The sequence below is a fragment of the Runella sp. R5_40 genome (genome assembly GCF_057652295.1).
Genome location: NZ_JBYFCH010000006.1, coordinates 49,977 through 65,557 on the forward strand (window position 1 = coordinate 49,977; position 15,581 = coordinate 65,557).

The 15,581-nt window shown below is 47.1% G+C and carries 9 protein-coding genes; 6 read left to right on the forward strand and 3 right to left on the reverse strand.

All coding sequences use genetic code 11. The features are described 5' to 3' along the window. Nucleotides 1-43 precede the first annotated feature (43 nt). A complete protein-coding gene (locus AC23N5_RS12955; protein WP_487755914.1) occupies nt 44-916 on the reverse strand; it encodes an AraC family transcriptional regulator in 873 nt (290 codons plus the stop codon). A 168-nt stretch (nt 917-1,084) separates the two neighbouring features. Between AC23N5_RS12955 and AC23N5_RS12960 the strand changes: the two genes are divergently transcribed. From AC23N5_RS12960 to AC23N5_RS12985, 6 genes are all read left to right on the forward strand, one after another. Beyond that, a complete protein-coding gene (locus AC23N5_RS12960; protein WP_487755915.1) occupies nt 1,085-3,556 on the forward strand; it encodes a glycoside hydrolase family 95 protein in 2,472 nt (823 codons plus the stop codon). Nucleotides 3,557-3,806: 250 nt separating this feature from the next. Then, entirely contained in the window at nt 3,807-6,965 is a 3,159-nt protein-coding gene (locus AC23N5_RS12965; protein ID WP_487755916.1) for a SusC/RagA family TonB-linked outer membrane protein, read from the forward strand. A gap of 42 nt (nt 6,966-7,007) precedes the next feature. Continuing rightward, entirely contained in the window at nt 7,008-8,525 is a 1,518-nt protein-coding gene (locus AC23N5_RS12970) for a RagB/SusD family nutrient uptake outer membrane protein (RefSeq protein ID WP_487755917.1), read from the forward strand. A 369-nt stretch (nt 8,526-8,894) separates the two neighbouring features. Continuing rightward, nucleotides 8,895-11,168: a DUF5703 domain-containing protein gene (locus AC23N5_RS12975; protein ID WP_487755918.1), complete on the forward strand. Its 2,274-nt coding sequence runs from the start codon at nt 8,895-8,897 to the stop codon at nt 11,166-11,168. A gap of 189 nt (nt 11,169-11,357) precedes the next feature. Continuing rightward, a complete protein-coding gene (locus AC23N5_RS12980; RefSeq protein WP_487755919.1) occupies nt 11,358-12,461 on the forward strand; it encodes a hypothetical protein in 1,104 nt (367 codons plus the stop codon). Nucleotides 12,462-12,477: 16 nt separating this feature from the next. After that, nucleotides 12,478-13,614, forward strand: a complete 1,137-nt coding sequence (locus AC23N5_RS12985; protein ID WP_487755920.1) for a sialidase family protein — start codon at nt 12,478-12,480, stop codon at nt 13,612-13,614. On the opposite strand, the gene AC23N5_RS12990 is transcribed toward AC23N5_RS12985, so the two are convergent. After that, the gene (locus AC23N5_RS12990; RefSeq protein WP_487755921.1) at nt 13,586-14,344 is read right to left on the reverse strand and encodes a LytR/AlgR family response regulator transcription factor; all 759 of its coding nucleotides are present in this window, start codon (nt 14,342-14,344) and stop codon (nt 13,586-13,588) included. The genes AC23N5_RS12985 and AC23N5_RS12990 overlap by 29 nt on opposite strands. Then, complete coding sequence (locus AC23N5_RS12995) at nt 14,319-15,440, reverse strand: sensor histidine kinase (protein WP_183970860.1); 1,122 nt, start codon at nt 15,438-15,440, stop codon at nt 14,319-14,321. The genes AC23N5_RS12990 and AC23N5_RS12995 overlap by 26 nt, the downstream gene beginning before the upstream one ends. Nucleotides 15,441-15,581 lie beyond the last annotated feature (141 nt).

The window sequence follows — 15,581 nt, forward strand, 5'->3', positions numbered from 1 at the left end:
ACCAGCGTGCGTCATTCGCTCATTCGTACTTCGTCATTCCCTTCTACTTATCTGCGTGGGCTTTTTGGTACGAAAATGGACTCATGCCTGTAATGTTCTTGAACTGCTTATAAAAACAAGTGAAGTTGTTGAAACCACTTTCAAAACAAATTTGCTTGATGGTCATAGGCGTGTTAATGAGTAACTTACAGGCATTTCCTACCCGTATTTCGAGCAAAAACTGAGAGTACGATTTACCCGTTCGGTGCTTAAAATACCGACAAAAAGAGTTGGGCGTTAGCCCAGCCAACGACGCAATTTCTTGCAGTTTTATCTTGTTGTGAAAGTTCTGGAGGGTGTATTTATAAATACCGTGAAGGCGTTCATTCTCAAGGTCGGAGGCGTCGTATTGAAAACTAAGGGAAGACAATAAATCATTTTCGTCGCAGTGCTGAGCGAGCAACAAACACTGAATCAGGGCGATGAGTTGGTAAGTGCCTTCCGTGGCAAAAATGGACTCCATTTGTTGTGCCATTTGTTGGCTCAATTCTTCCGAAAATGAGATACCCCTTTTGGCTTTTTCAAGCACATTTTTAAGCATTTTATTCTCGGGAAGTTGCAGAAATTGGCTTCCCCAGAAATCTTCCGTAAAATGAATGACGGAAGAATAAAACTCACTTCCTTTGGGGCTTACTATTTTTTCTTCGTGGTCAAAGTGCCAGTAATGCGGTAAATTTGCCCCTACCAGTACTACATCGCCAGGTTTAAAGCGTCGGATACTGTCGCCAATAAACTGTGTTCCGCTGCCTCGGTGAAACCAAACCAATTCGACCTCTTTATGGCAATGCCAACGGTTGTTGATGTTCGGAATCGTATCTCGACGAAGGCTAAAGGAGCGGTTAGGGCTAATAGCAACCTGTAAAAGCTGGGGTTTCATAGTAGAAAAATTAGCAGAAAATACTCGTTTATGTCTGTTTTGTAGTTAAAATAACTTATAATCTTGATAATTTCCAAATTTATACTGGATTAGAAATACACGTACTTTGTAAAACCAATAGTTCTATTTCTAATCATAGCCTTAACGCCATAAGTCTCTACACACATTATGAAGCACTTATTGAAATCTTTTGCCTTCCTCTTTTTATGTTATTTTCAAACCCTTGGCCAATCGAGCCAAAAACTATGGTATGCCAAGCCCGCCGAACGGTGGGTGGAAGCATTACCATTGGGCAATGGCCGCGTCGGGGCAATGGTGTTTGGCGGTGTCAATGAAGAGTTGATACAGTTGAACGAATCAACGCTGTGGTCGGGTGGACCGCTCAAAAAGAACGTTAACCCCGAAGCGCACCAATACCTCAGTGGCATTCGCGAGGCGTTGTTGGAAAAAGAAGATTATTCAAAAGCCAACGAACTCACCAAAAAAATGCAAGGGTTTTATACGGAGTCGTACTTGCCGTTGGCCGATTTGATGATTAAGCACCGTTTGGCAAATGGCACGCCAACGGCTTACTACCGCGACCTTGACATTTCAAAAGCTATATCCACCACCCGTTTCACCGTGGACGGGGTCACTTACGTTCGGGAAGGTTTCGTTTCGGCACCTGCCAATGTGTTTGTGGTACGTTTGAGTGCTGATAAGTCGAAACAACTTAATCTTGACATCAATACGCGTTCCAAACTACGGATTGAAAAACAACCGTTGAGCAACACCGAACTGGTTGTCAATGGCAAAGCCCCTGCGAAAGTGGACCCGTCCTATTATAATCCCAAAGGCCGTACTCCTGTCATTTACGAAGATGCCGAAGGCTGCAATGGAATGCGTTTTCAGTACCGAATCAAGGCGGTTGCCAAAGATGGCTCGGTAAAAACCGACACCGCAGGTATTCACATTGAGAAGGCCAGCGAAGTAGTTTTGTACATTGTGGCTGCTACCAGTTTTAACGGCTACGACAAATGCCCCGACAAAGACGGAAAAGACGAAAAACAACTGGCGGCTGGTTTCCTGACCAAAGCCCTAGCGCAACCTTACGCGACCTTATTGAAACAACATCAGAGCGAATATCAATCGTATTTTAACCGTTGTCAGCTTTCCATTAAAGACACCCTGAATGCTAATACAACCCCTGTCCCAACCGACGAGCAGCTAAAGGCATATACGGCGGGGCGTTACAATCCCGACTTGGAAGTGCTTTATTTTCAGTACGGTCGCTATTTGTTGATTTCGTCGTCGCGTCCAGGAGGGCCGCCTGCCAATTTGCAAGGAATTTGGAACAAAGAGCTTCGTGCCCCGTGGAGTTCCAATTATACCATTAATATCAATACCGAAATGAACTACTGGCCTGCGGAAGTGACCAACCTTTCGGAAATGCACCAACCGTTGCTTGATTGGATTCAGCATTTGGCCAAAACAGGTCACGAAACAGCCCACGATTACTACCGTGCCAAAGGATGGGTAGCGAACCACAACTCCGACATTTGGGCGTTGAGCAATGCCGTGGGCGACGTAGGGGCAGGTGACCCCGTCTGGGCAAATTGGCCTATGGGTGGCAACTGGCTGTGTCAACATTTGTGGGAGCATTATCGGTTTACGGGCGACAAAAAGTTTTTGGCCGAAAAAGCGTACCCTGTTATGAAAGAAGCCGCTCTTTTTAGCCTCGATTGGTTGGTGACAAACAAAGATGGCTACCTCGTAACTGCCCCTTCTACCACGCCTGAAAATAAGTTTTTTGACGCGGCGGGCAAGCAGCAAGGGGTATCGGTAGGAACTACGATGGATATGTCGATTATCTGGGATTTGTTTACTAATCTCATTGATGCCTCGACGGTGCTTGGACAAGACAAAGAATTTAGAGAGTTGTTGATTGCCAAACGAAATAAGCTGTTGCCGTTGCAGATTGGCAGCAAAGGTCAATTGTTGGAATGGTCGAAAGACTTCAAAGAGACAGACCCGTACCATCGCCACGTATCGCATTTGTTTGGATTACACCCAGGGCGTCAGATTACGAAAGAAACGCCTGCCTTTTTCAACGCGGCTAGAAAGACCTTGGAGCTACGCGGTGACGAAGGAACGGGCTGGAGCAAAGGCTGGAAAATTAACTTTTGGACCCGATTGTTGGACGGTGACCACGCTTATACGCTCATTCGGGAGTTGTTGAAATATACCAACGAAACAGGAACCATCATGAGCCGTGGCGGAGGAACGTATCCTAACTTATTCGACGCTCACCCACCTTTCCAGATAGACGGAAACTTTGCAGGAACGGCGGGTATGGCCGAAATGCTTATTCAAAGTCACCAAGATAAACTGCACTTATTGCCTGCGATACCTACCAGTTGGCCATCGGGCAAAGTCAGTGGTTTGCGTGGGCGCGGAGGATTTGAAGTATCAATGCAGTGGGACAAAAATACCCTGACTCAAGCCCAAGTTAAGTCGATCAACGGCGAAGAATTGCGCCTGCTCACCCACAAACCCGTGACCGTCCAAGGAACAACTGCTACTTCCGTAAAGACAGCTGATGGGTACCTGTTGCAGTTAAAAACGCAAAAAAATAAAACCTATTTGCTGACGGTGAAATAATGCACGAAGCATTAAAAAAATAAGGAGTTGCTATGATAATAAATAGCAACTCTTTTGCTATCACTATGCCTAAAACCCAAAAAATAGCCTGCAAATAAGTCGGATTTGTACAAATATTTTACGGTTTTCTCCATTCTTTCGCTCCACTGTGGGTCTTAAATTTGTCTAAACAATTCGCTGAATCTTCCTATGCAAAACAACCCTTACATCTGTCCTTTTACCAAATTTTAACCTTTAATCATTTTAACTTATGGCAATTCATTCTACGCCTTTTGAAAGGAGTACAGGCACCCCTTTGCCCCAAAAACGGGTGATGTACGCAACGCAAGACAGTAACAAACAAGAATTTTTTACCCTAACGCGTCGGTTGCGCATTGGCTTTAGGGCTAGTGTATTGGCGCTCGTGATGTTGTTGGGAGGTATGGTGCAAGGGGCTTTTGCACAAAACCGACAAATCTCAGGGACAGTCTTTGACGCCAGCGGCGTGCCTCTTCCAGGTACGAGCGTGAAAGTAAAGGGCACGGTGACAGGGACCATCTCCGACGTCAACGGTAAATACAGTGTTCAAGCTGCCAACAATGCCACGTTGGTGTTTAGCTACATTGGGTATATTTCGCAGGAAGTACTGACCGATAGCCGAAGCGTTTATGATGTAACCCTCCAAGCCGACGCCTCCGCTCTTTCGGAAGTGGTCGTGGTGGGTTATGGCACGCAGAAAAAAGTAAACTTGTCGGGGTCGGTAGCCACGGTTTCGGGCGTAGAACTGACACAGCGCCCCGTGCCTAACATGCAAAACTTACTTCAAGGACGAGTAGCAGGTTTGGACATCATCCAAAGTACGGGCGAGCCAGGCCGCGACGATGCCTCTTTCCAGCTCAGGGGATTTGGGTCGTTTGGTGCGTCGTCGGCTCCTTTGGTCTTGGTGGATGGGGTCATTGCTTCCATCAAAAACCTTTCGCCGCAAGACATTGAAAGTGTGACCGTTTTGAAAGATGCCGCGTCGGCGTCTATCTACGGAGCGAGGGCAGCCAATGGGGTTATTTTGATTACGACCAAAAAAGGGAAAGCAGGCAAAACCCAGATTGAATACAACGGAAGCATGGGTGTGAGCGAGGCTACGAAGTACCCAGAGTTGATTACCAATTCAGCCACGTACATGGAAATGTACAATTCGGCGCGCCTCCGCAGCGGACAACCAGCGCTTTATACCCAAGCCCAAATTGATTTGTACAAAAACAACCCCAACAGCGACAAGTACCCCAATTTTAATTGGTTGGACCATGTGCTAGGCAAAGGCCCGATTCAAAATCACCACATCGGGTTTTCGGGTGGAAACGAACAGACGATTTACAATGCCTCTTTCAATTACTTAGACCAACAAAGTATTACCAAAGGGTATAAGTACAAGCGATACAACGGGTTAATTGACTTTTCGTCGCAAGTACACAAGCGAGTACGCGTGGGTACAAACATCAACTTGTCGTTTCAGGATGCAAAAGCACCTTGGTTGACCAACGACAACTTGTTGCTGCTCGCCTATGCCTCAGCGCCGACAATGATGCCGTTTTTGCCCGACGGAAGTGGAAGAGCGACTAACCGCGATTTTACAACCAACGGAACAGGAAACCGCAGCGTAGAAGAAGTGTATGCGACGGGTGGTCAATTCACCAAAACGTACAACGTCAACGCCCAAGCGTTTGCCGAAGTAAGCATTTTGAAAAACTTAAAATGGATGAGTAAGGGAGCCATTACGTATTTTGATGAACAATACAAAAACCGTCAGTACCCAACGCAGTCGTTTGCCTACCAGCCCGACGCGTCAGGGAATTACGTGCAAGTGGCCAACGGTAACCCCGACTTCAACGGGCTTCGACAAAATGAAACCCGCGCCATTACGAAGACCTTTTTCAGTACGCTCAATTACAACACCCAATTTGGTACTGACCATAACCTGAACTTATTGGCGGGTTATGAGCAGCAAAACAACTTCACCGAAAACGTAGGCGGGGCTAGATACGACTTTCCAACTACGTCCATCATGGTGCTTGATGGTAGCGGCCCAACCAACCAAACAACCAACGGTGGTGCTTCTGAGTGGGCGTTGCAGTCGTTGTTTGGAAGAGCCAATTACGATTTCAAAAACAAATATTTCCTTGAAGGTAACATTCGCTACGACGGAACGTCGCGTGTGGGAATCGACAACCGTTGGGGGATTTTTGGTGGAGGTTCGGGCGCGTGGAAACTCTCCGAAGAAAGCTTCATTAAAAACAACGTATCGTGGATTGACAACCTAAAATTACGTGCTTCGTACGGTACGCTTGGAAACCAAGAAATCGGGAACTACCCTTACCAAGACGTACTCAACCTAACGGCTTATCCTTGGACCTCGTCGCTCACGACGGGAGCGCAGTTGACCCGATTGGTGACCAAAGATTTGAAGTGGGAAAAAACGTCGATGTTAGATTTTGGGCTAGACGTTGACTTGTTCAAAGGACTTTTTGGCGCTACCATCGACTGGTACAAGCGCGATACCCGCGACATCCTCACGCAGCGCCAAGATTTGCCAAACAGCGTAGGACTTACCGCGCCTATTGTCAATGCAGGAGCAATGCAAAACACAGGGATTGAGTTGGAATTGAGACACAACAAAACCATCAACGAATTCAATTACGGGGTGGGTGTGCTTTTCCACCGCTATCGCAACAAAGTTACCAACTTGTTGGCCGAGACCTTAGGTACAATCGAAATTGGGCAGCCGTATAACAACTTCTTTATGTATGAGTGGGTGGGTATTTTCCAAAGCCAAGACGAAATCAACAGCTCGCCCAAGCAACCTAACTCAGGTACGCTCAAACCAGGTGATTTGAAAATCAGAGACTTAGATGGCAACGGCACCGTTGGCCCCGAAGACCGAGTGCGCATTAGCCGTTTTCCTTCGTACAACTACTCGTTTAACCTCAACGCAGGCTGGAAAGGTTTTAACCTAACGGCGTTTTTCCAAGGGGTACAGGGAATAAAGACCCAAGTGAGCGGTTGGGGGTATGAGCCGTTCCAACAAGGTTCTGCGCCTCCGTTGCGCTTCCTAAACGCTTGGTCGCCTACCAATCCTAGCACCACCGTTCCTGCCGTGTATCAAGTGGGCTACCCAGGGGTGTCAGGTTATACCTCTACGTATTTCTTGCAAGATGCGTCGTATTTGCGTTTGAAAAACTTGTACCTCTCTTACACTTTCAATCAAGACATTCTTAGCAAAGTAGGAGCCAAAGGATTGATTGTGTATTTCTCGGGTGATAACTTGATTACGTGGACAAAATACGAAGGAAACGACCCCGAAAGAGCAGGTTCAGGACGATTTGCGCAATTCCCTCAGTTGAAAATTTTTACGGGAGGATTGAACATCAAATTTTAGGTGAAACCGCGCTTTAGTACTCATTTTAAACGTTCGACAACAATGAAATTTTATAAAAAATACATGACCCAATGCCTCGCAGCTTTGATGTGCTTCAGCACGTTGAGTTCTTGCGACAAAGACTTTTTGGATAAAAACCCACTGAATGCCATCTCGGGCGCGACATTCTGGAAAACCGAAACCGACGTTACTATGGCGTTGGCGGGGGTGTACCGCACGCTTCAAAACGGGATTTATGGCCACCGAAAGCCGTTTTTTGATGCATACTCTGACAATGCCTATGACCGACATAATTATTTTGGGTATCAGGCCGTAACCCTAGGCGTTGTGAACCCAAGTAATGTCAACTCGGGGCTTTACAACCAGCCTTATGCGGGAATTGCGGCTTGTAATTATTTTTTAGAAAACGTGGGTTCAGTCGCGGCGGTGTCGCAAGCCAATAAAGACCTGTACTCGGCCGAAGTACGCTTCTTGCGGGCCATGTACTATTTTGACTTGGTGCAACTGTTTGGTGGGGTCGTGTTGTATAAAGTAGCTCCCAAGACCGCCGAAGAAGCCAAAATCAAACAAAGCACCAAAGAAGAAGTACTTGCCTTTGTGCTGGAAGACTTGGATTATGCCATTTCAAAACTGCCCGCCACTGCCTATACGGGACGTGTCGTAAAAGCCAGTGCGCAGTTTTTGAAAGCCCGCGTGCGGCTCTACCAACAAAACTGGGCGGAGGCTGCGACCATCACCAATGAGATCATCAACTCAAAGTTGTTTTCGATTTATCAGGGTGGATACGCCAATCTCTTTTTGACAACTACCCAACAAAATAACAACGAGATATTGTTTTCGACCAAATACTTGGCACCTAACAACCCTCAGGGCAACGAAGGAATGTTGGTGGAAATTGGTTGGTACGGTGCCATTGCTCCTTATCAAAACTTGGTGGACGAATACGAAATGACCAACGGGAAAATGATTTCGGAAGCAGGTTCTGGCTATGATGCGGCCAATCCGTACACCAACCGTGACCCACGTCTGCGCATGACCATTAAAGCGCCTGGCGACCCAGAAACGACCAATTTTATCCATACTGACCCACTTTTGACGGGATTTGCCCAGAAAAAATACATGGATTTGTCGAAATTGCCGTACGATAGAACCAAGATTCCACTAACCGACATGAACGTGGTACACATGCGCTATGCTGAAGTACTTTTGGCATACGCCGAAGCCAAAAACGAAGTGTCGGGGCCTGATGCGAGTATTTATGATGCGCTCAACGCCATTCGTACTCGGACGAGTGTGAAACTCCCTGCGGTGGATCAAACAAAATACAACACCAAAGAATCGTTGCGGGAGTTTATTCGTCACGAGCGCCGCGTGGAATTGGCCTTGGAAGGACACCGTTATTTTGATTTGAAACGCTGGAACGCGATGGCTTCGAGACTAACCGCGGTAAAAAATCCTGCGGGACAAACCTTGGTGTTTGGGGAGAAAAACAACGTGTTGCCTTTCCCTCAGTCGGAAGTTGATAGAAATAAAAGCTTGACGCAGAATACAGGATATTAATTGTTGATTGTTTACCTCTAATCGGGAAGGTGTACGTTTTTTGTATGCCTTCCTTTTGTTTTTAATATATTGTTAAACAAGTAATTGTATCATTTACCCGCAGAAGCCCGCTGATTAGTAAAAACGCAGATTTTCGCTAAAAAAGACGCTGTGAAGACACCTCCGCGTTTATCTGCGGCTTTAAATCTGCGCCATCAGCGGGTAAAATCTTAAACAAATTTAACCAACACTTCATTTGAATTTAGTGTGATGCATCATATTTACTTTCTCTTAGCAACTGTCCGTTGCACTCTATTTAACAGGATGTTTATGCTATTGTTTCGCCTTAGTTTATCAATTTTGTTATGCTTCTTACTTTTTAAAGAGGGGGTGGCACAAATTCATTCCCTTAATGACTATAACGTTGTTTGGACAACTCCAAGTAAAAATTCATCGGAGTCAATGCCGTGCGGTGGCGGCGATATTGGGCTAAATGTTTGGGTTGAAAATGGCGACATTCTATTCTATCTCTCACGAACGGGCGCTTTCGACGAAAATAATCAATTCTTGAAGCTGGGCAGGGTACGGGTTACGCTATCCAACAACCCTTTTACGGGAAGAGATTTTAAACAAGAATTGCGCCTTAAAGAAGGGGCAGTTCATCTCTCGGGGGCGGGAACAAAAGTGGTTCTTTGGGTAGATGTGTTTCGCCCCATTGTACACGTCGAAATCGAGAGTGCCAAGCCTGTGTCGCTCAAAACTTCCTACGAAACGTGGCGTTACAAAGACCACGAAACCGCCGAGGAAGAAAATCGGGCCAATTCGCACAAAGACTTGAATAAGCCGCGAATCAAAGTGATTACGTTCAAGGACAGCGTACGGTTTAATGCGCCCAATGAGGTAGTGTTTTACCACCAAAACCGTAAAGACGCTGTTTTTGACATGACGGTTGAGCAACAAGGACTTAGGTCGGTCAAAGATAGTTTGTACAACCCCCTCGAACAGCTCGTTTTTGGCGGGATGCTCTTTGGAAAAGGACTCGTTAGCGATGGAATTTCGTACGGTACGTATGTCGATACCGACTACCAAGCATGGCACCTACGAAGCCTTCAAGCGTCACAAAAACACCAGTTGGAAGTAGCCCTTCACGTGGGCAAAGCGCCGTCGGCAGCAGCATGGACGAAGGGTCTTGTTCAGCTCGTTCATAAGGCCAAACAAGCGAACACTACCGCTAAGCAAGCAACCCTAAAGTGGTGGAGCGATTTTTGGCAAAGAAGCCACGTACACATTCAAAGCTCCGACGAAAAAGCGTGGCAAGTGGGACGGAACTATCAGTTGTTTAGGTACATGTTGGCCTGTAATGCGTACGGAGAATGGCCTACCAAATTCAACGGCGGGTTGTTTACGTTCGACCCAGGCACGGTGAGTAGCGCAAAGTTTTCTCCTGATTTTCGCCGCTGGGGAGGCGGAACAATGACAGGCCAAAATCAGCGGTTGGTTTATTTCCCAATGTTTAAAAATGGGGACTTTGATATGCTCCCTTCCCAGTTTAACTTTTACACCAAAAACCTTCGTAATGCCGAGTTGCGAAGCAAGGTATATTGGGGTGTCAACGGCGCAAGTTTTACGGAACAAATCGAAAACTTTGGTCTTCCCAACAATGCCGAATACGGTTGGGCTCGCCCAACATCGCGCTGGATACCGCTTGAGGAAGGGGTAGAAGACAACGACTACTTAGCGCATGATTGGGAAAGTTCGTTGGAGTTCTGTTTGATGATGATTGACCTCCACGCGTACACAGGCGCCGACATCAAAAAATACATTCCTTTCATCGAAAGTTGCCTTCGTTTTTATGATGAATATTACCAAAAAAGAAATGGTTTAGACAAGGATGGGAAGTTGATAATTTACCCAGGTAGCGGTTTAGAACGCTACAAAATGGCCGTCAACCCCGTCAATACGGTGAGTGCACTCAAAACTGTTTTGAGTCGTTTTGTGGCCTTGCCTGAGCGCTTTCTTTCGGCCTCTCAAAGGGCATTTTGGCGAGGAATGTTAGAGCGAATCCCACCTTTAGAAACTACCCAAATTGAAGGGAAAACGCTGTTGAATGCCTACAAAAATGGGCCTTATACGTTGGGGAAAGGGCCGTTCGCGCACGGAAATGAATTGCCTGAACTGTACCCGATTTATCCTTGGGGGCAATTTGGAGTAGGGCTTCCTCAATTGGATATTGCCCTGAATACCTGGAATTACAATCCCTCGGTGGTTAAAATACTGAAACAGAACCTGTACTTAAGTTGGCGACAAGAAGCTATTTATGCCGCTCGGTTGGGCTTAACGGAAGAAGCTGCCAAGCGCACTTTGCAAAAAATGAAAGATTCGCCCTACCGCTTTCCTGCTTTTTTTGAGTCTGGGCACGACTGGACGCCCGACCACAATTGGGGCGGAAGTGGGATGATTGCCGTTCAAGAAATGCTTATGCAAACTGTGGGAGATACAATTTATTTGTTGCCCGCTTGGCCTAAGAACTGGGACGTGGATTTTAAACTACATGCTCCCAAAAATACAACGATTAAGGGGGTGGTCAAACAAGGTAAACTGGTAAAGCTGGAGGTTTTTCCGAATGCACGCAGGGCAGATATTAAAGTGATGGGCAATGAGTAGCAGTAGCTGATTGTGGTATTTGAACAACCAAGGTGATCGTGCCTCTTTTTTGTAGGGATGTAGGAAGATGTCGTTTTCCATTCATTACTTTGACTCAAAATCAGTATGAAACCCTGCAAAATGACTTAGAAAGGATAGGGTTTTGGGAAGCCCATCGGAATGCCAAGTCGAGTCACCTTTCTTTTTCACATGCGTCTAGCGAAGCCTAGTTTCCTGCTTTTTATCACCGTTTTTGTTTCGGTCAACTTGCTGTTTGCGCAAAAACGCATGTTGGTCGAAAACCTACCGCCCATTCCCGACGGCGACGGGTTTGCGGGGTCGCTTGCGGGCGTTTCCAACGGTGGACTGCTGGTGGCAGGGGGGAGTAATTTTCCCAATGGCGGACGGCCTTGGACGGGGGCGACCAAAACGTGGTACGACGGCATTTTTTTGCTAGAAACCCCCAAAAGTCAATGGAAAAAAGTGGGAGTGCTGCCTCGGCCTTTGGGATACGCCGTGACAGTTTCGTGGCGCGATGCCGTGGTGTGTGTGGGAGGAAGCAATCAGCAGGGGCACGTGGCGGAGGCGTTTTTGATGCGTTGGAAAAATCACCAAATAGCGTTCGAGGCTTTGCCCGATTTCCCTCACCCCATTGCCAATGCCTGCGGCGCGTTGGTGGGAACTACATTGTACGTAGCGGGAGGCTTAGAAACGCCTAATTCGCCCGAGGCGCTCAAGAAATTTTATGCCCTAGACTTGGCCGCGTCACCGCGTGTATGGAAAGCCCTATCGACCTGGGAAGGAGAGGGGCGAATGCTCAGCGTAGCGGCCAGTGCGGAAGGAAAGTTTTATTTAATTTCTGGAGCAGCTCTGACCCAAGACAAAGCCACGGGCGTGATAAGTCGGGTGTATCTGAAAGAAGTACACCGTTTTGACCCCCAAAAACAGCAATGGGAGCGCTTGCCAGACCTGCCTCATGCCACCGTGGCAGCGGCCAGTCCAGCGTTGGTTGTAGGAAATAACGTAGTGGTATTGGGAGGAGATACGGGTGAGTGGGCCAGTCAAACGCCCGTACTCAAAGACAAGCACCCAGGATTTAGTACCGATGTGTTGGAGTTTTCGCCCGTTACCAATCGCTGGAAAATGGTGGCTCCTTTTCCCGTGGACATACGTTCGGATGCCGACGCCCGCCCCAATGAAAGTACGTATTTGCCCGTCACCACTTCCTTTGTTTTTTGGAAAGGAAAGTACGTCATTCCTGGCGGAGAAGCACGCCCAGGCACGCGTACGCCACGGGTAATGTGGATAAAATGACCATTTCTATTATATCATGATGAATTCGTTAAAACAACTGGGCGTGAGCTTGGTACTTTTGGCTTCTTTCTCGGCCTTTGGGCAAGAAGGAAACGCTCTTTTCAGAGCAGGCGACAAGGGCTACCAGTGCTTTCGTATTCCTGCAATGGTGACAACCAAAAATGGAACGCTGCTGGCTTTTGCGGAAGCCCGTAAAAAGGGATGCGGCGACGCGGGCGACATTGATTTGGTGCTAAAACGCTCTAACGACGGTGGTAAAACATGGTCGGAAATGAGTGTGGTATGGGACGACGCCGACAATACCTGTGGCAATCCTGCTCCTGTGGTAGACCAAAAAACGGGAAACATTGTGCTACTCTCAACGTGGAATTTGGGTGCCGACCACGAAAAGCAAATCATTGACCAAACCAGTAAAGACACGCGCCGTATTTTTGTGCTATCGTCTAGCGACGACGGGCTGAGTTGGTCAAAAGCCCGCGAAATCACGGCCGATGTAAAACTCCCCAACTGGACTTGGTACGCAACGGGGCCTTGCAACGGGATTCAGATGCAGTCCAAAAAATACCAAGGGCGACTGGTGATTCCCTGCGACCACATTGAGGCCAATACCAAAAAATATTTTTCGCACACCATTCATTCCGACGACGGTGGCCAAACCTGGCAGTTGGGTGGAACTACGCCTTCCGACCAAGTAAATGAGTGCAGCGTGGCCGAATTGCCCAAAGGTGTTTTGATGCTGAATATGCGGAATTATACGTCGGTGCGCGTGCGGCAAGTGTCGATGAGCAAAGACGGTGGGGCAACGTGGGCGGAATTGCAACGAGATACTACCCTGATTGAGCCTGTGTGTCAAGGGAGTTTGCTTTGGTACGGAAAAAAAGGAAGAAAACCATTTTTGGCCTTTTCTAATCCCGCGCATCAAAAAACAAGAGCCAACATGACAGTACGGCTGTCGTACGACCAGGGGAAGTCGTGGACGCAAAGCCACGTAGTCTATGAAGGCCCTTCGGCGTATTCCAATTTGGCGATTTTACCCAACGGAAACTTGGCGTGTTTGTACGAAGCAGGCAAAAAAAGCCCTTACGAAAGCATCGTTTTTAGAGAATTGTCGTTCGACGATTTCACTACGTCCATTTACTCAAAAAAACGCTGAAGGCATCTTTGTATTGATCGCTGACGGGAATCGTCATCGTGCCAATTTGAATGCTATTTCGGGTGAGGCTGGAGATTTTATCCAACGAAACAATAAACGACCGATGCACCCGCATAAACTTGCGGGCAGGAAGTTTGTCTTCCAACGCTTTTAGACTCGTTAGCGACAAAATAGGCTTGTTGCTTCCCTGAAGGTGAACTTTGACGTAATCCTTCAGCCCTTCGATGTACAAAATATCTTTGAAGGCCACCCGAACAAGCTGGTACTCAACCTTCAAAAAGAGTGAATCTTCTTCGGGTTCGGCAGCAACGGGCGCTGCGGCAACGGCAGGAGCGGGTGCAGGGCGGTTGATTAACTCAAAATACGCCTTGGCTTTGTTGGCAGCCCGAAGAAACTCTTCGTAGTTGAAAGGTTTTAATAAATAGTCTAAGGCATCGACTTTATAGCCCTCAATGGCAAAGTTGTTGAAGGCAGTCGTGAAGATAATGCGCGGGCCAGCGCCATTTTGTTGGGCTTGTCCCAAAACCCGAGCAAGCTCAATACCTGTCAAGTCGGGCATTTGGATGTCCAAAAAAATGAGGTCAACTTTTTGGTCATGTAGCCCTTGTAGTGCTTCAACGGCACTGGAGTATTTGCCGACCAACGTCAGAAAAGGCGTTTTTTCGATAAATACACTCACCAATCCCAAAGCGAGGGGTTCGTCATCAACGGCTATGCAAGTCAGGTTCATAGGAAGGAGTTTGGGTCGATTGCGTTACATTAGGCGTTTGAATCACCAATACCACCAAATATTCGTTGGTGGGTGTGTGCTCGGTGATGTCGAGGCGATAGCGGTTGGGATAAAGCAAATCCAACCGACGGCGGGTATTTACCAAACCAATGCCATTGCTCTCGTCCAACGTAGGCCCTTTTCCCGAAAAGAGGGTATTTCTAACTTCTACTCTGAGGGTAGTGCCTTCTTGGGTCAAACCTACAAAAATTTCGCTGGGTTGTGTGGCACTGACGCCATGTTTGAAGGCATTTTCCAAAAATGGTAACAAAAGCATGGGCGCAATCGACACATCGTGGTAAGGCTCGGGTTTGTCGAATGTTATTTTTACTTTATCCGTTAGGCGCAGTTGCATGAGCTGGATGTAGTCCTGTAAAAATGCAATTTCGTGGCTAAGGCTCACCATGCCTTCTTTGGTTTCGTACAACACATACCGCATCATGCGCGAAAGCCGATGAAGTGCCTCACGGGCGTGTTCTACGTCGAGCATCGTTAGTGCGTATATGTTATTGAGGGTATTAAAGAAAAAGTGCGGGTTGATTTGTGCCTTTAAAAAAGACAATTCGGACGTTACCTTTTCTTGTTCGAGTTGTTCGCGGATGCGTGCGTCTTTTTGCCATTTTTGAACCATCGTCAAGCTGGTACTTGCTCCCAGCGACAAGAGCGAATAAAGCAGCGTAAAGGTATCAAAACGACGACCCCTAGCTATGCCATCCCATTTTTTATCAGGACGAACGGCCTTGTGCCAAAGCTCAGGTAAGTTCAACCACGACTCCACGCCTTGAATCGTCCAATAAATGACGAATACCGCGGCAGCGATTGAGACCAGGTACCACAAGGTGTGGTTTTTAAAAAGCAATTTGGGAATGAGTACTTTAGCATTAAAATAAAAACTACTGATAAGCAGCACCAAAAGTATCCATTGTTTTACCCAGTATTCATCGGGAACAGCCAGCCGTCCACCAAAGGGCGGCATTAAGACCAGCCCTGAGATGAGGGACCATGCCAAAAGATGAATGACAAGCGGTAGGTTTTTTCTATTCGGATTGAGTAACATGTGTTTCCTGATACAGTATGACGGAACAATCTTACTTAAAAAACAAAAATGATGGTTGCTATAATCGGCAGTTTATGAAAATTTACCGATAAAATACAAACCTGATTCTTTTGGCAATCAGTGAATTGGTTAAGTGTCTGT

What these genes read in the sequence shown, in the direction of transcription:
- AC23N5_RS12955 (WP_487755914.1), bottom strand. Translation starts at nt 916, where the DNA reads ATGAAACCCCAGCTTTTACAGGTTGCTATTAGCCCTAACCGCTCCTTT.
- AC23N5_RS12960 (WP_487755915.1), top strand. Translation starts at nt 1,085, where the DNA reads ATGAAGCACTTATTGAAATCTTTTGCCTTCCTCTTTTTATGTTATTTT.
- AC23N5_RS12965 (WP_487755916.1), top strand. Translation starts at nt 3,807, where the DNA reads ATGGCAATTCATTCTACGCCTTTTGAAAGGAGTACAGGCACCCCTTTG.
- AC23N5_RS12970 (WP_487755917.1), top strand. Translation starts at nt 7,008, where the DNA reads ATGAAATTTTATAAAAAATACATGACCCAATGCCTCGCAGCTTTGATG.
- AC23N5_RS12980 (WP_487755919.1), top strand. Translation starts at nt 11,358, where the DNA reads ATGCGTCTAGCGAAGCCTAGTTTCCTGCTTTTTATCACCGTTTTTGTT.
- AC23N5_RS12985 (WP_487755920.1), top strand. Translation starts at nt 12,478, where the DNA reads ATGATGAATTCGTTAAAACAACTGGGCGTGAGCTTGGTACTTTTGGCT.
- AC23N5_RS12990 (WP_487755921.1), bottom strand. Translation starts at nt 14,344, where the DNA reads ATGAACCTGACTTGCATAGCCGTTGATGACGAACCCCTCGCTTTGGGA.
- AC23N5_RS12995 (WP_183970860.1), bottom strand. Translation starts at nt 15,440, where the DNA reads ATGTTACTCAATCCGAATAGAAAAAACCTACCGCTTGTCATTCATCTT.